Origin of the sequence: Lysinibacillus sp. GbtcB16, assembly GCF_019091145.1 — a bacterium.
Lineage (GTDB): Bacteria > Bacillota > Bacilli > Bacillales_A > Planococcaceae > Lysinibacillus > Lysinibacillus fusiformis.
The window spans coordinates 2,127,984-2,148,289 of record NZ_JAGXJV010000001.1 but is presented as its reverse complement, the minus strand read 5'-3'; the positions used below and the strand labels follow the sequence as shown (position 1 = coordinate 2,148,289).

The 20,306-nt window shown below is 36.7% G+C and carries 18 protein-coding genes; 10 read left to right on the top strand and 8 right to left on the bottom strand.

All coding sequences use genetic code 11. From position 1 onward, the window contains the following. The first annotated feature begins 24 nt into the window (after nt 1-24). From KVT27_RS11000 to KVT27_RS10975, 6 genes are all read left to right on the top strand, one after another. Nucleotides 25-1,023 carry a LacI family DNA-binding transcriptional regulator gene (locus KVT27_RS11000; protein ID WP_233301248.1) on the top strand — a complete coding sequence of 333 codons (999 nt, stop codon included), beginning with the start codon at nt 25-27 and terminating at the stop codon, nt 1,021-1,023. Between the two features lie 95 nt (nt 1,024-1,118). Then, nucleotides 1,119-2,540, top strand: coding sequence for an aldehyde dehydrogenase family protein (locus KVT27_RS10995; protein ID WP_036126714.1), 1,422 nt, complete (start codon nt 1,119-1,121; stop codon nt 2,538-2,540). Nucleotides 2,541-2,561: 21 nt separating this feature from the next. Beyond that, a complete protein-coding gene (gene ahlS, locus KVT27_RS10990) occupies nt 2,562-3,407 on the top strand; it encodes an AhlS family quorum-quenching N-acyl homoserine lactonase (protein WP_370689946.1) in 846 nt (281 codons plus the stop codon). A gap of 17 nt (nt 3,408-3,424) precedes the next feature. Further along, nucleotides 3,425-4,606 (top strand): iron-containing alcohol dehydrogenase, encoded by a 1,182-nt coding sequence (locus tag KVT27_RS10985; protein WP_036126712.1) that lies wholly within the window; start codon nt 3,425-3,427, stop codon nt 4,604-4,606. A gap of 354 nt (nt 4,607-4,960) precedes the next feature. Further along, nucleotides 4,961-5,299: a hypothetical protein gene (locus KVT27_RS10980; RefSeq protein WP_225316144.1), complete on the top strand. Its 339-nt coding sequence runs from the start codon at nt 4,961-4,963 to the stop codon at nt 5,297-5,299. A 13-nt stretch (nt 5,300-5,312) separates the two neighbouring features. Further along, nucleotides 5,313-7,397, top strand: coding sequence for an ankyrin repeat domain-containing protein (locus tag KVT27_RS10975; RefSeq protein ID WP_217581285.1), 2,085 nt, complete (start codon nt 5,313-5,315; stop codon nt 7,395-7,397). 94 nt (nt 7,398-7,491) lie between these two features. On the opposite strand, the gene KVT27_RS10970 is transcribed toward KVT27_RS10975, so the two are convergent. Then, nucleotides 7,492-8,001 (bottom strand): ferritin, encoded by a 510-nt coding sequence (locus tag KVT27_RS10970; protein WP_036126710.1) that lies wholly within the window; start codon nt 7,999-8,001, stop codon nt 7,492-7,494. 337 nt (nt 8,002-8,338) lie between these two features. After that, nucleotides 8,339-9,100 (bottom strand): TerC family protein, encoded by a 762-nt coding sequence (locus KVT27_RS10965; protein ID WP_036126708.1) that lies wholly within the window; start codon nt 9,098-9,100, stop codon nt 8,339-8,341. 415 nt (nt 9,101-9,515) lie between these two features. Here KVT27_RS10965 and KVT27_RS10960 point away from each other — a divergent pair, with 415 nt between their 5' ends. Both KVT27_RS10960 and KVT27_RS10955 read left to right on the top strand, forming a co-directional pair. Continuing rightward, nucleotides 9,516-11,276 carry an ABC transporter ATP-binding protein gene (locus KVT27_RS10960; protein WP_036126707.1) on the top strand — a complete coding sequence of 587 codons (1,761 nt, stop codon included), beginning with the start codon at nt 9,516-9,518 and terminating at the stop codon, nt 11,274-11,276. A 160-nt stretch (nt 11,277-11,436) separates the two neighbouring features. After that, nucleotides 11,437-11,856: an SRPBCC family protein gene (locus KVT27_RS10955; RefSeq protein ID WP_217581284.1), complete on the top strand. Its 420-nt coding sequence runs from the start codon at nt 11,437-11,439 to the stop codon at nt 11,854-11,856. Between the two features lie 39 nt (nt 11,857-11,895). Here KVT27_RS10955 and KVT27_RS10950 read toward each other — a convergent pair whose 3' ends face one another. The 5 genes from KVT27_RS10950 to KVT27_RS10930 form a co-directional block, all read right to left on the bottom strand. Then, nucleotides 11,896-13,377, bottom strand: a complete 1,482-nt coding sequence (locus tag KVT27_RS10950) for a spore germination protein (protein ID WP_052059869.1) — start codon at nt 13,375-13,377, stop codon at nt 11,896-11,898. Then, the gene (locus tag KVT27_RS10945) at nt 13,377-14,501 is read right to left on the bottom strand and encodes an endospore germination permease (protein ID WP_036126704.1); all 1,125 of its coding nucleotides are present in this window, start codon (nt 14,499-14,501) and stop codon (nt 13,377-13,379) included. The genes KVT27_RS10950 and KVT27_RS10945 overlap by 1 nt, the downstream gene beginning before the upstream one ends. Nucleotides 14,502-14,644: 143 nt before the next feature. Next, on the bottom strand, nt 14,645-15,538 hold the full coding sequence (gene rsiV, locus KVT27_RS10940; RefSeq protein ID WP_036148881.1) for an anti-sigma-V factor RsiV: 894 nt from the start codon (nt 15,536-15,538) through the stop codon (nt 14,645-14,647). Further along, nucleotides 15,531-16,049: an RNA polymerase sigma factor SigV gene (locus KVT27_RS10935; protein ID WP_217581283.1), complete on the bottom strand. Its 519-nt coding sequence runs from the start codon at nt 16,047-16,049 to the stop codon at nt 15,531-15,533. The genes rsiV and KVT27_RS10935 overlap by 8 nt, the downstream gene beginning before the upstream one ends. A 157-nt stretch (nt 16,050-16,206) precedes the next feature. After that, on the bottom strand, nt 16,207-16,974 hold the full coding sequence (locus tag KVT27_RS10930) for a TSUP family transporter (RefSeq protein WP_036221890.1): 768 nt from the start codon (nt 16,972-16,974) through the stop codon (nt 16,207-16,209). 204 nt (nt 16,975-17,178) lie between these two features. Here KVT27_RS10930 and KVT27_RS10925 point away from each other — a divergent pair, with 204 nt between their 5' ends. Both KVT27_RS10925 and KVT27_RS10920 read left to right on the top strand, forming a co-directional pair. After that, the gene (locus KVT27_RS10925; protein ID WP_036126697.1) at nt 17,179-17,604 is read left to right on the top strand and encodes a hypothetical protein; all 426 of its coding nucleotides are present in this window, start codon (nt 17,179-17,181) and stop codon (nt 17,602-17,604) included. A 76-nt stretch (nt 17,605-17,680) separates the two neighbouring features. Continuing rightward, nucleotides 17,681-18,673, top strand: coding sequence for an LLM class flavin-dependent oxidoreductase (locus KVT27_RS10920; protein ID WP_036221893.1), 993 nt, complete (start codon nt 17,681-17,683; stop codon nt 18,671-18,673). A gap of 393 nt (nt 18,674-19,066) precedes the next feature. Here the strand turns inward: KVT27_RS10920 and yfkAB are convergent, their stop codons facing one another. Next, a complete protein-coding gene (yfkAB, locus tag KVT27_RS10915) occupies nt 19,067-20,179 on the bottom strand; it encodes a radical SAM/CxCxxxxC motif protein YfkAB (RefSeq protein WP_036148877.1) in 1,113 nt (370 codons plus the stop codon). Nucleotides 20,180-20,306 lie beyond the last annotated feature (127 nt).

Sequence of the window (20,306 nt, the reverse complement as noted above, 5' to 3'; positions counted from 1 at the left end):
TACAACAATGAAATGGGTGGTTTTTTGGTTTCTTCAAAAGATGTGGCAAAGCATGCTGGTGTATCTCAAACAACCGTGTCAAGAGTGTTGAATACACCAGAGCTAGTAAAGCCAAAAACAGTTGAAAAAGTGATGAAAGCGATTGAGGACTTAAACTATGTTCCAAATGATATAGCTAGATCGCTTGTCCAGAAAAAGACAGGCATTATCACATTAATATCAGGCCCTTTACACAATCCTTTTTTTGTTGATACGACGACCGCTATCGTCAATTATGTCAATGCCCGTGGCTATAAAGTTAACGTTTATTTTGGTACAGAAGATAATTTACACTCGATTTACAATGCAGTTTTAGAAACGAAGGCAGATGCCATTATATTATCTTCGATGCTCTATCAAGATGATTTATTTTTTAAATTAGAAAAACTAGGAATTCCATTTATTATGTTTAATCGTAAGCATCAAGAAAATAGACATTTTGTAGAAATAGATAATGTGCAAGCAGGATATCTAGCAGCTAATCATATTTTATCATTAGGGCATCAATCACTATGCTGGATTGGTGGTCCACATCAAATGAGTACATTTTTTGGTCGCTACCAAGGGTTTGAAAAGGCACTAAAGGATCATGAAATAGAAGCTAAATCTGTACCTGCATTTTTTACCAATACGAATAAGGAAGATATCGAAAAGGCTTTTGAGGAACTATTAAAACTGGACAGAAGACCTACAGCAATTTGTGCAGCGACAGATGCCATCGCTATAGAAATTTTGAACCTTTGTTTAGAAAGAGGCTTTCAGGTTCCTAGGGATTTCAATGTGATCGGCATTGATAATGTGGAGCTTAGTAAACATCATTCCATTGCTTTGACAACAGTAGGGATAACATCAGAAGAAAACTTAGGATTTTTAGCGATTGAAAAATTATTTGAGGTTATGGAGAAAAAAAGTACTTGCATCCAGCAAACAGAGTCTGTTAAACTTTTCCCAAGAAATACAACGTGTAAAAATGAACTGATTTAACGTCAGTTTATTTTTTACACCAAAATGGTTACGTATTCATTTCTTTATTTTCAGAAATGAATACGTAACCATAAGAGAAAGGAGTGAGATAAGTCTTGAAAAGGGGCTTATGGATTCATGGAGAATGGAAGACGACTGCAGAGTATATGGAGGTACAAGCCCCGCATTCACAAGAGGTGATTGCCGATTTTGCAATGGCCACTGAACAAGATGTGCATGAGGCCATTGCAAGTGCACAAGCAGCTACGAAGAGCATGGCTGCGTTAACGGCTTTTCAACGAGCAGAAATTTTGGAGCATTTATCGACACTCTTTTTGGAAAATCGAGAAGAGGCAGCTAGTATCATTTCACTAGAATCAGCAAAACCGCTCAAGTATGCCTATGCTGAAATTGATCGCACCATTGAAACCTATAAATTTGCCGCAGAGGAGGCTAAACGATTATCTGGTGAAATGATTCCGATGGACGCTTCTAAAAATGGGGAAGGGCGCTTTGCCTATACCATTCGAGAGCCAATCGGCGTAATTGCAGCAATTACACCATTTAATTTCCCGCAAAATTTAGTTGCGCATAAAGTAGGTCCTGCTTTAGCAGCAGGGAATACGATTGTGTTAAAACCAGCTACTCAAACGGCTCTATCCGCTCATTTTCTAGCAAAACTATTGGCACAAACCAATTTACCGGCGGGAGCTTTTAATCTAGTGACGGGGCAGGGAAAATTAGTAGGAGATGTATTTTTAGCACATCCTCATGTGAAAATGATAACGTTTACGGGAAGTCCTGCTGTAGGTATTTCACTACGAAATCGTGCAGGTTTAAAAAAGGTAACGTTAGAATTAGGGTCGAATGCAGGAGTGATTGTTGACGAAGGCGTTCAACTTGATCAGATTATGGACCGAGTGATTATGGGGGCATTTTCAAATCAAGGTCAGGTATGCATTTCATTGCAGCGAATATATGTAATGGAAAGTATCGTAAATGAGTTTTTAGACAAGCTCAGCGCTAAAGTGGCACAGCTAGTCATTGGTGATCCTCTTGATGAAACAACGGATTTAGCTATGATGATTTCAGCAGCAGAACAACAACGAGCCCATGAGTGGGTTGAAGAAGCAGTTGCTGAAGGGGCTAACATCATTGCTGGTGGTTATATTGACAATCAGGTTTTATTGCCAACTGTGTTATCGAACGTATCTTCACAAAGTAAGGTATCCTGTGAAGAAATTTTTGCGCCAGTTGTTATTGTGAATTCAGTATCTTCTATAGAGGAGGCAATAGAGGCTATTAACGATTCTCATTACGGACTACAGGCAGGTATTTTTACACCATCAATTGAGACGGCTTTTAAAGCTTCCAAAGCATTACAGGTAGGGGGCGTCCTTATTAATGACGTGCCAACTTATCGTGTAGATCATATGCCATATGGTGGCGTGAAGGAAAGTGGTACAGGCCGTGAAGGTATTAAGTATGCAATGGAAGAAATGACAGAAATGAAGCTCATTATTTGGAATAACCAATAATCACGAATGGAGATGGGAAACATGAAAATGATCAAACAACACCCAAAATTGTATGTAATGGACAACGGTACGATGCGAATGGATAAGAATTATATGATTGCCATGCACAATCCAGCAACAATCGATCATCCAAATCAACCAAATGAATTTGTAGAATTCCCCGTTTATACAGTACTTATTGATCATCCAGAGGGCAAAATTTTATTTGATACGGCGTGTAATCCAAATGCTATGGGACCCGATGGACGTTGGGGAGAATTTACACAAAAAGCGTTCCCTATTAATATGCCAGAAGAATGCTATTTACATCATCGATTAGAAGAATTGAATGTTCGTCCTGAGGATATCAAATTTGTTGTAGCATCCCACTTGCATCTCGACCATGCAGGCTGCTTAGAATTATTTACGAATGCAACGATCATTGTACAAGAAGATGAGTTTAACGGCACATTACAAACGTATGCAAGAAATGTTAAAGACGGTGCTTACGTTTGGGGCGACATTGATATGTGGATTAAAAATAATTTACAATGGCGCCTTATTAAACGGGGTGAAGATAATGTGAAGCTTGCAGAAGGTATTCAAGTGTTGAATTTTGGTAGTGGCCATGCGTGGGGTATGCTCGGTCTGCACATTAATATGCCAGACACAGGTGGAATTATATTAGCGTCAGATGCCATCTATACGGCGGAAAGCTTTGGCCCACCTGTTAAGCCACCGGGCATTATTTATGATTCGGTTGGCTATAATTCTACAGTTGAACGCATTCGTCGACTTGCCAATGAAACGAATTCTCAGGTTTGGTTTGGTCATGACCCTGTCCAATTTAAATCATTTAGAAAATCGACAGAAGGATATTATGAATAGATAGGAGTAGAGAAGCCATGCATAAATTAACCTTTACGCCTGTAAGCTATACAGGTTGGGGATGTTTAAATCAGCTTCTGCCCGAAGTAGAAAGATTTAAAGCTACAAATATTTTAATTGTCACAGACCCATTTTTAAAGGAATTAGGGCTAGCAGATAAAGTCCAGCAGCCCTTGCGTACAAAAGGATATGCAACGACCATTTATACAGATATTGCCCCAGAGCCCCCACTTGCTATTGGAGAAAAACTAGTTGATTTTACTAGAAAACATCAATTTGATTTGGTCATCGGTTTAGGGGGTGGAAGTGCTCTTGATTTAGCTAAGCTTGCTGCTGTTTTAGCCGTGCATGATGGGAAAGTAGCGGATTATTTAAATTTAACAGGCACAAAAGCACTTGAACATAAAGGATTACCTAAAATTTTAATACCTACTACATCTGGAACAGGCTCAGAAGTGACAAATATTTCAGTCCTGTCCCTCGACACAACAAAAGACGTTGTGACACATGACTACTTATTGGCAGACAGTGCGATTGTAGACCCAGAGCTAACGATTTCATTACCACCAAAGGTAACCGCTGCAACGGGGGTTGATGCTTTAACACATGCCATTGAGGCATATGTTTCAGTCAATGCCAATGAAGTAACGGATGCACTTGCACTACAAGCTATTCGCCTAATTAGTGGCTCTATTCGTACGGCTGTGCTGGAAGGGGAGAATAAGCAGGCACGTTCAGATATGAGCTATGGTAGTTATTTAGCTGGTTTAGCATTTTTCAATGCAGGAGTAGCCGGTGTTCATGCTTTAGCTTATCCTTTGGGAGGTCAATTTCATATAGCCCATGGCGATTCCAATGCCGTACTATTACCATATGTCATGGGGTATATTCGTCAAAGCTGTGAAAAACGAATGAAAGATATTTTAGATGCCATGGGTTTATCATCTGCCTACTTATCGCAAGAAGAGGCTTCCTATAATTGTGTGGATGCCTTACAGCAGCTCGTTCAAGATGTAAAAATTCCTTCCACATTAAAGGGATTTAATATACCAGAAGAATCCCTAGAACAATTAACGGACGATGCAACAAAGCAAACAAGAATTTTAGCTCGAAGTCCGATGCCATTAGAACGAGAAGATATTTATGCTATTTATCGCGCTGCATTTGATGGAGAAGTTCGAGAGCCAGCTGAATCATAAAGAAGAAAAGAGAAACGTTGATTGTTGACGTTTTTCTTTTTTTTATGTAGGTATTCAAAATTAAACTTATTAATTTGCTTCCTAAAAGTATGAGATTTATTAAAGGAAGATTAGAGATTGGAGAAAACGTACATGCCCCACCCACTTTGAAATGAAAGGTTTCATGACTAAATTACTTAAGGGACAGTAAGAATAAATGATCATTTAAAGCGTTTTTTTTATAAAACTTTCGGAAGTAATATTCAAAAATTTATATTTATGAATATTTTCTCTTAGTTATTTTAAAATTTATAGTAAATAATGGGTAATCAGTATATAATATTAATTATTTTTCAATATATGGAGGGTGTGCTAATGAAACTAGTACTACAGATATCAAGTTATATATTATTTATTACAGCTATAGTTTTTAGTTTATCTCAAATATCAATCTTAAAGGAAGAAAAAGAGGATATGGAATACTGGGAAGAAGCAGCTAAAGAACATTATGATAACAACCTAATTGAAGAAAGATATTTTGTTTTTAAAAATATATATAGCTCACATCTTACAACAACCTTAGTATCAGCAATATTCATGGTACTAACAGGAATATTCTTTCTTGCAATAGCAAAAATTATTGCATTGCTTCAAGACATAAATTCCAAGGTTACAAATAAGCCTCAAGAAGAAGAGTTCGAATTGTTGAATTAATAGGAGGAAACGAATGTTAGTTGATATAAATTGTCCAGTTGAATTACTTGAGTATCAGCTATATAGAAGTAAGAAAACGGGTAAAGTTTACTGTTCATTGAAATTTAATAATATTTCAGCAAAAAGAATAAAAGGCTTAAATGCTACTATTTATTGTTTTGATCAATTTGGTGAACCAGTTGGTTGGGAATCAACTAGCTTTGAATATAAACTGCATCTAAGTGAATCAATAGAACCTAACCAAGCATTTGATAACAATGAAAAAATTGCATTAGATAGTTTTTCTCATACCAGAAGTATAGATATAGTCTTTGAGAAAGTACTTTTTAGTGATGAAACAATATGGACAAAAACGGAATCAGAGTTAGAGAAAGTAGACCTAAAACAAATTACTGATCTAGGTCAATTAACGTTTGTACAAACGCATGAAGGAAATGATGCAAAATATTATTCACAATTAATAAATGATAAATGGACATGTGTATGTGGACGTCTTAACTTAGAGAACATGAAAAAATGTAAACGTTGCAAAAGAGAAAAAGATAATGTTCTTTCCATTTATATGAATGAAAAAACGATTAGTGAAAATATTAAGTTATATGAAGAACAGATAGAAGAGGAAAAAAAGCAAGAGCTATTAGAAAAAGAACGTCAACATGAAATATTTAAGAAAAAAGTAAAGAGAATAGTAAAATATAGCTCTGTGTTAATCAGTTTTCTATTGCTTATTGGTATTGCAATATATGGTTTTATAACAAAATTTACTTTTTCATGGGATAATTATCTTTTATTAAAAGATAAGGACAACGCTTTGATTGAGGCAGTAAAAAACCAAAATTCGAATGATATAAATTTTTTGATTGAAAATGGGGCCAACGCTAATTTTGTAAATAGGGATGGTGAAAATTCAATTAGTAAAGCCATCGAATTACCGAATAAAAAGTTAGCTATTTCCTTAATGAATAAAAGAATGGGAAGTATCAGAGTAGGAAAAGAAGAGGATAGTCTTGCACATGTTGCAGTTAAAAATGAACAATATGAGATACTAAAAGAGCTTCATAAATTCGAAATTGATATGAACGTCAAGAATGAGATGGGGCATACTATACTATATTCTGCTATGCAGACAGGGAATAGAGAGATACTTGAATACCTTATTTATGAATTGAAAGTAAATCTTCAAGAAGTGGATAATGACGGTAACAATATTGTTCAAGTAGCCTTATTACAGCCATTAAACAATACAGCATTAATCAAGGATTTGCTAAACTTGGACATTGATTTAAAAAAAGTGAATATAGGTGGTCAAAATACATACACAACAGCTATACTTACTCAAAATAAAGAGATAGTTCAACTATTTATAGATAAAGGATTAGATCTTAATCAGGTAGATGAATTAGGAAATAATGCGATTCACATTCTCCTTAATCACAAAAAAGACAATCTGATTTATTTGGCAGAATTAATAACTAAAGGGGCGGCTGTAAATGGATTTAATAAACAAGGACAAACACCATTGTATTTAGCGATCCTAAACGGGGATAAAAAAACTGTTGAGGGGCTACTTAAACTTAAGGTGGATAAAAATATTGTCAATAGTAATGGGGACTCTGCTAAAGATATTGCCGAAAAGTATAATAAATCATTGGTAGAATTATTTGAGCAAGATAGGTTTACAATTAAGCATGATAAACAAAAGAATGTTTTCATAGTAAGTGGGGTTACCTTGGGCAATTCAAGAAAAGATGTAGTTAATAAGTTAGGAAACCCTGCTAAGAGGAAACAATTAGAATCTATAGATGGTGACATAGACTGTAATATTTATTATCTAAAAGATAGTACCGAAAAAGATATAGAGACGCATTATTGTTCTTATATAGGTATAAGCGATAAGATTGAATATATTTCGTTTAACTTATATCCTAAACAGCTGAATGAAAAATGGTATAAAGATTTAGGAAGACCGTTTATCAATGATGATGCTCCGTTGTATTATCTAAAGGAAACAGAACAATTACTGCTATTAAAACCAAACGAAGAAATAGGGTTCCTTTATTATGCAGGTTATGAATTTTATAATTATTTGTACCAGTAGGATTAGTATATATAAAGCCTAAAAATCAGGCTACGAAGCTTCTTTGATGAAACTTCGTAGCCTTTGTCATGGGTTAGCTAATTTAATAAGTATGTTATGCTTCTGCATCAGGCGTAAATGTACGCGTAGCTAATTCTGCATCTAGCATAAAGATAGCGTTGGAGTCGTTTTCGATACGTTCGATTTTACGAATTAATGTATCAAATGTAGATTCTTCCTCTACTTGCTCATCGATGAACCATTTTAAAAAGGCCATTGTCGCATGCTCACGTTCATCTAAAGCGATATCTGATAAATGATAAATACGGCGCGTCACTTCTTTTTCGTGAGAAAGAGCTGTTTTAAAGGCATCTAAAATCGATTCGAAATGATTGCCTGGGCTTTCAAAGCCTTGAATGGTTGCACGGTAGCCCATATCACTTAAGAAATTGTAAAATTTCATCGCATGGAAGCGTTCTTCTTCGGCTTGTACTAAAAAGAAGTTAGCGAAACCATCGTAATCCTGGTCTGTGCAATAAGCCGCCATTGCCATGTAAGCATGGGCCGAGTAAAATTCAAAATTCATTTGTTCGTTAAGTGCTGTGTGTAGTTTTTCAGATAACATAAAAGTTTTCCTCCTTTTGCAGTAAATGCCTTCTTCACTAGTATACAATGTTAGCGGTTCTTCATACAAAAATTTTAAATTTCATGGAAATATGTGCAAAACTTAATTGATATTAGTTCTCAATTAGAAAATTTACACTTCTTTATTTTTCGATACAACGGCAGGGAAAGGCTATTGTGTCGTTTGTAAAGTCAAGTATTAGTCGGGGGAGTTGGATAGAGCGACTTAGAAAGGTTACAATGACATGAAAATTTATTTAGCATGGCGCTGTTTAAAAATATTACATACTAAAATAGAAAATCGCCTCGACATAGGTCGTGGCGATTTTTTTTAATCATTATTGTGCTTGAGTTTTTTGGTTTTTGACCCCAATTAAGTAACCACCTAGGGCAATTGCTACTAGGACAATCCAGAAAATAGCTTTCCAAATTGTAGAATGTGGGAACTCATGTGGAATAATACCTAATTTTTCATGTGCTAATGTTAAAACAGCTAATTTCACACCAACCCAACCAACGATTAGGAATGCAGCCGTTTCTAGTGAAGGGAATTTATCAAGAACTTTCACGAACCAACGAGCCGCGAATCGCATCATGATAACCCCGATAAGACCACCTAAGAACATAACGGCGAACTGTCCTGCATTAATACCACCAATATCAAAATCACCGATATGTGGTAATGTTACAGCAATAGCAACCGCAGCTAGAATAGAATCTACCGCGAACGCGATATCAGCAAGTTCTACTTTTACAACCGTCATCCAGAAGCCGGATTGCTTTTTCGGCTCTTGGATCTCCTCGGAGCTTTGCGATGCTTTCCGTGAATCATAAATATGCTTAATAGACATAAACAATAGATAAGCTGCACCTATTGCTTGAATTTGCCAGAAATTAACGAGTGTTGTAATCAGGAATAATGCGGCGAAGCGGAAAACAAACGCCCCCACCAATCCATATAATAAAGCTTTTTGTTGTTGTGCTTTTGGTAAATGCTTAACCATAACTGCCATTACCACTGCGTTGTCAGCTGCCAACAATCCTTCTAATACAATTAATACGACGAGTACCCATGCGTATTCTAAAATAATTGCCTCCAAATTTGTTTCCTCCTTTAATTATTGAACAGAAATGAATGGTTGCTTCTAACATATTCTTCCCAATTTTAAGCAAAAGAAAAAGACCCCTGCCTAAAAAATAGGCAAAGGTCTTGCTAAGCAATTTACTGTTCGTTGCACAGAAATTATTCTGTGAGACAATTTATGCCATCACACCCGATGGTAGGAACCATGTAATGACGAATGTGAATCAGATGCTTCGATCGCATCCGCTAGCTACTCCCCTTTGACAATTAAGTCAAAAGCTATTCAATTCTTACACCAATCATAGCATGCGAAAAACTGAAAGTAAATAAAAATATACTGCTATGGAGAAAAAATACTTTTCCGTTACGTTTGCACAAATGGTACTATTAAAAGATAGGCGAAATTTTTACAACTTAGAAAGGAGACAAACATGTATAGAAAATTTTTTTCCTATTATAAGCCGCATAAACGATTGTTTGTCATCGATTTTTCAAGTGCAATCATTGTAGCCATTTTAGAGCTCGCCTTTCCATTAGCCGTTCAGTGGTTTATTGATGAGCTATTACCAACAGGCGATTGGGGAATGATTGTAAAAATAAGTGTATTATTGCTGCTAGTGTACGCAATAAGTACGTTTTTAAACTTTATCGTGAACTATTTAGGGCATAAATTGGGGATTAATATTGAGACAGATATGCGTCAGGAATTATTTACGCATGTACAAAGGCAATCATTCCGATTCTTTGATAATACGAAAACAGGTCATATCATGAGCCGTATTACCAATGATTTATTTGATATTGGGGAATTTGCCCATCATGGACCTGAGGATTTATTCATTGCCATTATGACCTTTGTTGGTGCCTTTGCCATTATGTTTAATGTGAACCCAACACTCGCTTTAATTGCAGCGATCATGGTGCCATTTTTAACATGGCTTGTGACATTTAGTAATATAAAAATGAATAATGCTTGGAAAACGATGTATGGCAAAATTGCTGATGTGAACGGACGAGTAGAGGATAGTGTGTCCGGGGTCCGTGTTGTTAAATCTTTTACAAATGAAGATTTTGAAATTAAACGCTTTAAGGAGCAGAATGGATTTTTCCGTACGGCTAAATTATATGCCTATAAGATAATGGCAGGTACTCACTCGAGCATTTATATGATGACACGCCTCCTTACATTAATGGTGTTAGTAGTCGGCGCTTGGCTAAGCTTTAATGGAAAATTAACTTATGGGGAGCTAGTGAGCTTTGTTTTATATACAAATGTCCTCATTAAACCAATTGATAAGATTAGTGCGTTATTAGAGCTTTATCCGAAGGGAATGGCTGGTTTTAAGCGATTCCGTGAATTAATTGAGCAGGAACCAGAAATTCAAGATCGTGAGAATGCGAAGGTCATTAACCATTTAGATGGTAATATTTCCTTCCATAATGTTCACTTTAATTACGATACTTCAAAACAGGTTTTAAAAGATATTTCATTCGACGTAAAGGCTGGACAAACTATTGCTTTTGTTGGCCCTTCGGGTGCCGGTAAAACGACTATTTGCTCGTTAATTCCTCGCTTCTATGAGGTTTCAAAAGGTGCTATTTCGATTGACGGTATCGATATTCGCAATATGACCCAGGCTTCCTTACGATCTCAAATTGGTATCGTACAGCAGGATGTCTTCTTGTTTACAGGGACAATTCGTGAAAACATTGCCTATGGAAAGCTAAACGCCAGTGAAGAAGAAATTCGTGAAGCAGCGAAAAAGGCCCATTTAGAGGCATTCATCGCTGAGCTACCTGATGGTTATGATACGCAAATTGGGGAACGAGGATTGAAATTATCCGGTGGACAAAAACAACGATTAGCCATTGCGCGTATGTTCTTGAAAAACCCACCAATTTTAATTTTAGATGAAGCGACCTCTGCATTAGATACCGAAACAGAGATGATTATTCAGCAATCTTTATCAGAGCTAGCTGAAAACCGTACTACGTTAGTTATTGCTCATCGCCTGGCAACTATTAGAAACGCAGATCGGGTAATGGTCGTGACGTCAAAAGGTATTGAGGAAGATGGTACTTATGATGAGTTAGTGGCTCACAATGGTATCTTTGCGAAGCTCCATCACATTCAATTCCGTAAGGGACAAAACGAACAAAGCATACAAAATGATTATGTAGAGCTGACGTAATATCATGTCGGCCCGATGATTAAAAGGCAGAAATGTGTGAGAGCATTTCTGTCTTTTCCTATTCAAAGGATAAGGACTAATAGGACAAGGTATTTTAGAAGAGGTGAGGAATTATTAGTAGTGAATAGAAAATGACAGATTAATAGATGGAGGTTAAGACATGGACAGCCACAAGAATATTGGACTAACCAAAACAGTTGGTTATCAAGTAGGGGTTAGAAAAACGTTTCCACTCTCGCAACAGCAAGCATGGTCTCTTATTACAGGGGAGGAAGGTTTGAATGCATGGTTAGGAGGAGGGGGAAATATAATTCTTAAACCTGGTCATCAGTATCGTACAATAGTGGGAACCGGAGAAATTCGGATTGTCAAACCACTTTTGCAACTCCGTCTTACTTGGCAAAAGGAGGGATGGCATCGACCTTCTACCATACAAATTCGTATCCTATCCAAAGAAAATAATAAAACGACCATTAGTTTTCATCAGGAACATCTTGCTAATCAGCAAATAAGAGAAGAAATGAAGCGATATTGGGAATCGAGGTTAGCATCCATCGAAGAGAGCATACAAAAGATGTAGCCAAAAATAACTAGCATCTCCTCAATATGTGAGGGGATGCTAGTTATTTTCTTGGTCTTTTTTGTCTTCTATATGAGCATTAGCTGAACGGGTTGCATCCTGAGGAGCAAGTGCTTTATTGCGCTCCGTGTAACCTTTTGGTGATAGACGAAAAATAGATTTTTTGATGGTGGACCAGTTTAAATCTGTTGCAAGGTTCATGTAAGAGTAGCCGTAAATACGGATATTGCATAAGTAAAGAAGTGTCAAATATAAAGAAACAAAGAAGCCAAATAATCCGAAAAAGGCACTAGCTAGGATAAAGGCAACACGTAATATGCTGACGGATGTCACTAGGGATTGATTGACCAAGGTAAATGAAGCGATGGTAGAGATGGCGATAACAACAATCATTTCAGGACTTGTTACACCTGCTCGAATTGCAGCATCTCCAATAATGATTCCACCTACAACACTGATGGTTCCCCCAATTACTGAAGGAAGCCGTAACCCTGCTTCACGGAACAATTCAAACATCAAAAGCATTAGTAGCATTTCAAGTGAAGAAGGGAGAGGTAATCCAGCTTTGGCCTGCACAACGGTTGCCAGTAACTGTAATGGCAATTGATTTTGATGGTAGGTTGTTAAGGCAAGCCAAAAGGCAGGCAGTAGTAATCCTATAAGAATACCGAGTATCCGTAGTACTCGTTCTACAGAACTAAAAATGACCGGATATTCATTATCTTCCGCAGATTTCAATAATAAGAAGAGATTCACAGGCGTGATAATACAATAAGCGACACCATCTACGAAAATAACAAAGCGGCCCCTTGCTAATGCTTGAACGGCATAATCGGGTCGCCCTGTATAATCGAACTTTGGAAATAATTTCGAATTTTTATTTACGCGTTCCATCAATAAATCGCCACTAAAAACGATATCTGTATCGACTGCAGCTAGCTGTTTCTTTATACCATGTAGAATGTCCATATCCACAATATCTTCAAAGTACAGAATCGCCACTGTTGTTTTTGAGCGTTTTCCGAGCTCCACCTTTTCGACGCAAAATGAATTGGTCGGTAATCGTTTGCGAATTAAAGCGATATTGACACGGATATCTTCAATAAAGTTATCCCTTGGCCCTTTAATAAGAACCTCCATACGCGTTTCTTCCGGCTTACGATTAGGCTTTTTAGCGATATTGCTTGCGTATAAAAGATTATCCTGCTCAAAATACATCAACAGGAAGCCACTATAAACGGATGAAATAAGCTGTTCCTTATCTTGGATTTTCTGAAGGCTTGGAACATGGAGATGCCTCGCTATATTTTCCTCAAAAGATACGTCATCCAATTGATCATATAAATACTGGATCCGCTGAATAATGACACCGTTCAGCATTTGCTGATCAATCATGGCATCACAAGTGATAAATTGTACCTTTTGTTCATTAAAGCTATATTCCTGAAATTGTATATCTGCAGATTTTTGAAATAGTTTTTTTATTGTATTTAAATCAAACTCATGCTCCTGTTGAGACATTATGATTCACCACTTTTCATGTCTTGTTCTTCAGTTTTCCCCTTTTTAGAAGATTTATCCGATAAGAAAGCCACGACAATGAAAAAAATAGATAATGCAAATAAGAAAATAAATGTAGCACTTAAAATATAATGTCCCTTTACTTTTAAAAATAAGCTTTCATTTAACATAATTAACGGTAAACAAATGATGAAAAAAGGGGGGGCGAGCATTTGCCAGATTCGTTTCGGATCACCCGTCATTTTTAATAAGTCTGCGACAATATAAAGAAGAAAGCTAACACGAATGAAAGTCCCTGTTAACCATTGGTAAATAGAGAAAAAGTCTAGATGCTCAATATAGCGTCCGATGGTCACTAATCCCCATTCTTCATAAGCAGGATAACGTTGTTTCGATGCTTCACTTGGTCCGAATTCAGTAATAGCTCCAATTAGCGGACCTAATGTAAGGCCAATTAAGATAGCCAGTATAATAGTGAAATGGTACCAACGAAGACGTTCTTTGAATTGGTGCTGCAAAAATAATAGTAATAATAGCTCTATAAACCCTGAAGCAGGAAAAATCATACCGTGTATGATAGGCTGAAAACCATGCTCGAAAAAGGGACGCAACAAACTATAATCTTTTACTTGTATATTGGTAAAGGCGACAAAGAAACCTAGGATTACAACTCCAAATAATACAAAGACATTGACAATAACAATCGTTTGTAAGCTAGTTGTCACTAGTAAAATGCAAAGGATAGTATAAACAAACAATAATATAAGGACAGGTGTTTGAGGTAAAAATGTGCTATTTACCCACTGTAATGTTTCCACCATTGTAAAAGCTGCGATAATCAATAGAAAAATGGCGACAATATAGATGATGGTAGTAGAAGCGACTTTTCCAATTTTTTCGCTGAGCCAGTCTCGAATGGGTTCCTGTTTCGATTTTTTTTGGATGTAAACTAATAAAAATAACCAAAAGAAAATAACACCCCCCGCAAATAGTACAGATAGCCAGCCATCTCTTTTGGCGGCATCTAGCAGTGGAGGAATAATAGTTACATGATTTTTTAAGCCAATAACGGTCATTGATAGGAAGATTACATGTAAAATACTGATGGATCCTACACTTTTCATGATGAAAACCCTCTAACATTGATTGATACATATTAGCTTAGACAAAAAACAGTAGCTTTATAAGCAGAAAATGGGTTCTTCTCCATGAAAAAACGAGGTATTTGATGATGTAATTGTCAAATACCTCGTTAAGTCCTATATAATTAATGGATGTATGTTGCGCTCACAAGATCATCCTTTAAGACGTCTGTTGGGATTTCAAATTCCACAACGCCCATAAAGCCTGGTGCCACTTCATATTTATCAAAGGAAATCACAAGCTTACCTTTATCTGAAATATAGAATTGCTGATCAGGTTGAATGGCTGTAAATTCCTCCATCAAATCTTCATCGGCCATGCCAGCACCCTTCACCCAATAAACTTTATCCTGATTGGATTCAGCGATTTGTGTACGCATTTGTTCCTTAATATTTTCACTAATAGCTTCAATATAATTTTTATCTTTAAAAAGCATAGGTAAAGTAATTAAAATTTCGTTTTCTTTGTCGATCGTATCGTATTCCATCACAGTGGAAGAAGAGCCGACAGTATTTACCACATAGCGACCAATCGATAAAATTTGGTCATTATCAGTTTTAATTTCAAAGCCACTATCAACGCCTAAATGACCACCACTACCACTGGCTTTTAAATCACCCACTTCAGTGATAAATTCATCGTAAAGAGCTTTCCCTTCTGCACGATACTTTTCATTTAATGTATTGGCAAGATCTTGATTGTCTAAATTTTCAATAGCAGGTACTTTAATATTGGCATCAAAATTATCTTCTGCCACCTCATATTCTGTCCAAGTTAATACTTTAACAACACTTCCTACAACAGGTATGTCTGAAAGTGTTCGAGCCATTGCTGGACTCACATTTAAACTAGCAGTAAATAGCATAGCTGCAGCTGCCGAGCCAAGCAACCATTGAGGAGTACGGTTCTTTTTCTTTTTTCGTCCTTGCTTTAATGCTCGTTCAACCACCAAATCTAATTCCTTAGGAATAGAAACATCTGTATATTGTTTTTCTAAATTTTTTAATTTTTTATCCATGTGCAGTTTCTCCCTTCACATCTTCCAATTGTATTTTCAATAGTTTTAATGCTTTATAAAGACGCGATTTGGCTGTACTTAACTTAATATCGAGGATGTTCGCAACGTCTGCGAGCTTTAAATCTTCGAAATAATGGAGAATCACAACCTCTCGATACATTTGCGGTAGCTCCTCTAACGCATGCTCTAAATCGACGTTTTCATAGACATCCTCTTGAGCGGGGGTTAAATATTGCAAAGTATCATCATCAGTTACTTGTAAGCGTTTATGCTTTCGTAAAAAATCAATGGCTGTACGAACGACTATTTTATAAAACCAGCTTTTCATATAATCAACATTTTCAAGTCGATCTAATGACAGCATGGCTTTTTGAACACTGTCCTGTACAACATCTAGTGCGTCCTGTTCATTTTTTGTATAGCTATACGCGAGCAAATAAAAACGCTCTTTTTGTTCACTAATGAATTGGACAAACACCTCTTCATGTTGAAATGCATTTCTTGTTTTCATGTCCAAAGAAGCTCCTTTTTTAACATTGTCAAATTGTATACATGTACTAGACGTACGAAATGAGGGAAAAAGTTGAAAGCCATAAAAAAAAACTTACCCCAATATGAGATAAGTTTTAGCCTTCTATACTGTTGGCATACGTCAGCATAATAGATGATTATGAGAAATAGTCATATGTATTTTTTAATAGTAATAGAATGGTCACAACAATAAATAGCTTACGGACATACCCGCTGCCACGTTTAATTGCAAATTTGGAGCCCACAATGGCCCCAGCAATTTGCGCAAGTCCCATTGGTAAACCATAGGCATAATTGATTTGCCCTAAGTATATAAACATAAGAAGGGCTGCAACATTACTACCGAAATTTAAAAATTTCGCATTACCTGCTGATTGTAAAAAATCAAAACCTACCATGAGAAAAGCAAATAATAAGAATGAACCTGTACCAGGACCTAAAAAACCATCATAAAAACCAATGACAGTAATTACTACTACAAAAAATAAATAACGTTTTGGTGTTAGCTTTTTATAGGTAGTGATGCTTCCCCAATCTTTTTTAAAGATCGTATAGATCGCTACGGCAGCCAGCATAATCAGCATGAGCGGCTTTAGGACACTAGGATCCATTAAGTGGACAATCCATGCTCCAAGCATAGATCCGAAAAAGACAAATGGAAATAGCTTATAGACTGCTTTAATATCAAGCTTGCCAGAGCGATAAAATGTCAAAGTACTTGTAAGTGATCCCATTGTACCTGCTAATTTATTGGTTGCTACAGCACTTGAAGGTGGGAGACCTACAAACATAAGGGCAGGTAAAGAAATAAGTCCACCACCGCCAACAACTGAATCAATGAATGCGGCTAAAAAACCAAAAACGATAAGAATGACTAAAATATTTACATCTAAATCAAATGGCACAACAGGTCATCTCTTTTCTATCATAATAATCTGATAGTAGCGAACTGAGGTTGGGCTGTAAATACTCTTTCTATAATTTTGCGGAGCTTGAACAATGAGGGTTTTCGTAAAAATTCTACAATAATCAAATATTTTCTACTTGGAGTTGGAAATTTGATGTATTATGTAAATGATAGTGTTTTTACGTAAAGGGGACGTGATGACATGAGTTTAGGAAATCATATACGTGTATTTCTCTGTGTCGTGTTTATGGGGATGCTTGTTGGATATGTCTTCAATGCAAAAAAAGATATAACAGATCATGAGTATATTGATATCGTCAAAGAAGGTTATTTGGAGAATTTTTCTGATGTCACGGTTCGTAATGCATTTAACTACGCATTCTTTGAACCATATTGGCGGTATTATCAAGCGAAAACAGGGGAGCAAGTTGTAGAATTATCAGGGGATATTACGTTTCAAGATGAAAAAGGACATGCTATTTTACAATTCGTCGTTGACGAACAAACAACGCAATTTTCCCTTCGTGCGATGAAATTTAATGAAAATGTTTTAAATGCTGAACAAAAACAAAAACTCGTCGGCATGGTCTATCAAACGTGGGAAATGAAACAACTAGCTTATGAGTAAGGTTTTTTGCTTTGTAAATAAGCAGAACTATATTACAGTTAAAAGGGGGAGCTTACAGACAGAGAGGATGTTTTGAATGAAGTTAAGTATTTTAGATCAAATGCCTATACCAAAAGGTCATTCGGCAGAGGAAGCCTTCCAACGTACAGAACAACTAGCTTTATTAGGGGAAGAACTCGGTTATCATCGTATGTGGCTAGCTGAACACCATAATAGTCAGTCGCTGGCAAGTTCAGCTCCCGAAGTAACCGCTGCTTTTTTAGCTGCAAAAACACAGCGACTTCGTATTGGGACAGGTGGCGTCATGATGATGCATTATTCACCATATAAGATTGCAGAGGTTTTTAAAACATTGGCAGGATTAGCACCTCATCGAATCGATTTCGGAGTAGGGAGAGCACCAGGTGGTGATCATGCCTCGATTTATGCGCTTGCAGAAGGAAGAAGACAACGTTTCACCGAGCAATATGATAAGCTTGAAATTATTTTAAAGCTGATGAATAACCAAAAAACGGGCGAACATGTCTATGATCAAGTCGTTGCGGCACCCGTTCATATTTCATTACCTGAGGCGTGGCTACTAGGTTCAAGTGGTCAAAGTGCGATGCAGGCAGGACAGCTAGGTGTAGGTTATTCCTATGCCCAATTTTTCACAGGCAATATGTCGAAGGATATTTTTGATGCCTATAAAGCCTATTTTACGCCTTCTTATTATATGGAAAAACCACAAATTATTGTGACCTATGCGGCGACGGTGGCACCTACTTTAGAGGAAGCGGAATACTTGGCAAAACCAATCGATATTTCTCGTCTTCAGCTGATGAAGGGGCAAATTATTCAAACTATATCACCTGAAGAAGCAAAGGATTATCCATTAACAGAAATGGATAAAATGACAATCGCCAATAATCGCAAAGCAAATCTTGTCGGCACACCAAAGGATATTGCTGCATTTTTAGTGAAAGAACAAGAACACTATGGCTTTGATGAAGTCATGCTGAACTGTAATCAATATGAATTAGCAAGTCGTTTAAATACCTATAAATTCCTAGCGAAGGAATTATTATAAAACAAAATCACCTCGTTGCTACGCTTCGAGGTGATTTTTATTGGACTTGACTGCTTTTAACCATACCTAAAATAGAAAAACCCGGAAATAAATTTCCGGGTTCGATTACCACTTACATTAAATACTCCATGACACACTGCCTCGCTTCCGCATAGAATCTTAAGATATTCCTAAGAACTGTACTTTACTCAGCTTTGATGGTCCTTTTGAGTTATCGATCAATCGCACTCATCGGGTTAACCCTCCTAGTCATAGGATTTGAAGTGAAATCTTTAATAGTATAGACCACGACATATTTTTTATACATAGTTGAGAAATTTTTTAAAAACAATAAAAAGAAATTCCTTTTTGAGACAGATTCTTCAAGAGGGACTTTCTTTAGTGATGAGTCGCTTAAACGCGGCCAGAGCCACTAACAAATGCTTGATCTTGATAATACATATTTTTTACTAAAACGTTAGGACCAAGGCATTTAACAGCTGGACAATGGCAATTGAGTGATTTAGCTAAATCGGTTGCCATCCATTTATCAAATACTGCTGGAAGCTCGTCATGTACAATATTACCTAGAGCTGGTGTATCACCGAAATCAGTAACGATGACATCGCCCGTAAAAATATTGATATTCAAACGTGAACGGCCATCTGGATCGTTACGCATTGTGACGTTTTTCGCTGTACGAAGACGTTGAAGTAATCGTTGATCTTCTTCATTCGCACTACAAGGGTAAAATGGAAGTGTTCCGAATAACATCCATGTATTGTCATCACGTATATCTAGTAGATGATGGATCGCTTCACGTGTTTCCTCTAGTGAGAGGGATGTGAGGGCACTAGCAAAATCTGATGGGTACATTGGATGTACCTCATGACGTGCACATTTCATTTCATGGATAATTTGGTTATGAATATGATCTAAGTATGGTAAAGTTTTTTTGTTTAGCATGGTTTCTGCTGAAACCATGACACCGTGTTCCGCAAGCATCTTTGAGTTATCAATCATGCGCTGGAACAGAGCTGCACGTTGGTCATAAGTAGGCTTGCGCTCCATCATGGCAAAGCCTGTTTCAACGAATTCATCGATAGTACCCCAGTTATGTGAAATATGCAGTACATCTAAATAAGGGGCGATTAATAAGTATCGTGCTGGCTCCAATGTTAAATTAGAGTTAATTTGTGTGCGTACACCTCGTTCATGAGCATATTTCAAAAGTGGCAACACATAATTTTGTACCGACTTTTTACTCATCATCGGTTCGCCACCTGTAATACTAAGTGTTTTTAAATGAGGTATCTCGTCTAAGCGACGTAAAATTAAATCTATTGGCAATGCCTCAGGGTCTTTATTTTGTAATGTATAGCCGACAGCACAGTGTGCACAACGCATATTACAAAGGTTAGTTGTTGTAAATTCAATATTAGATAGAGTCATTTGTCCATGTTGTTCAACATCTAAATACGCTTCCCATGGATCAAAGACAGGCGTTATTTTTTGTAAGGTCGTCATCTTTCGTACATCTTCCTTTCTAGCATTCTATTGTCTCATATTCATCGATAATTTCAAATATGAAATTACTGAAAGGGCTATTTTAGGATTAGACGAACATTTGTTAACCAATAAAGGAAAATGCTCG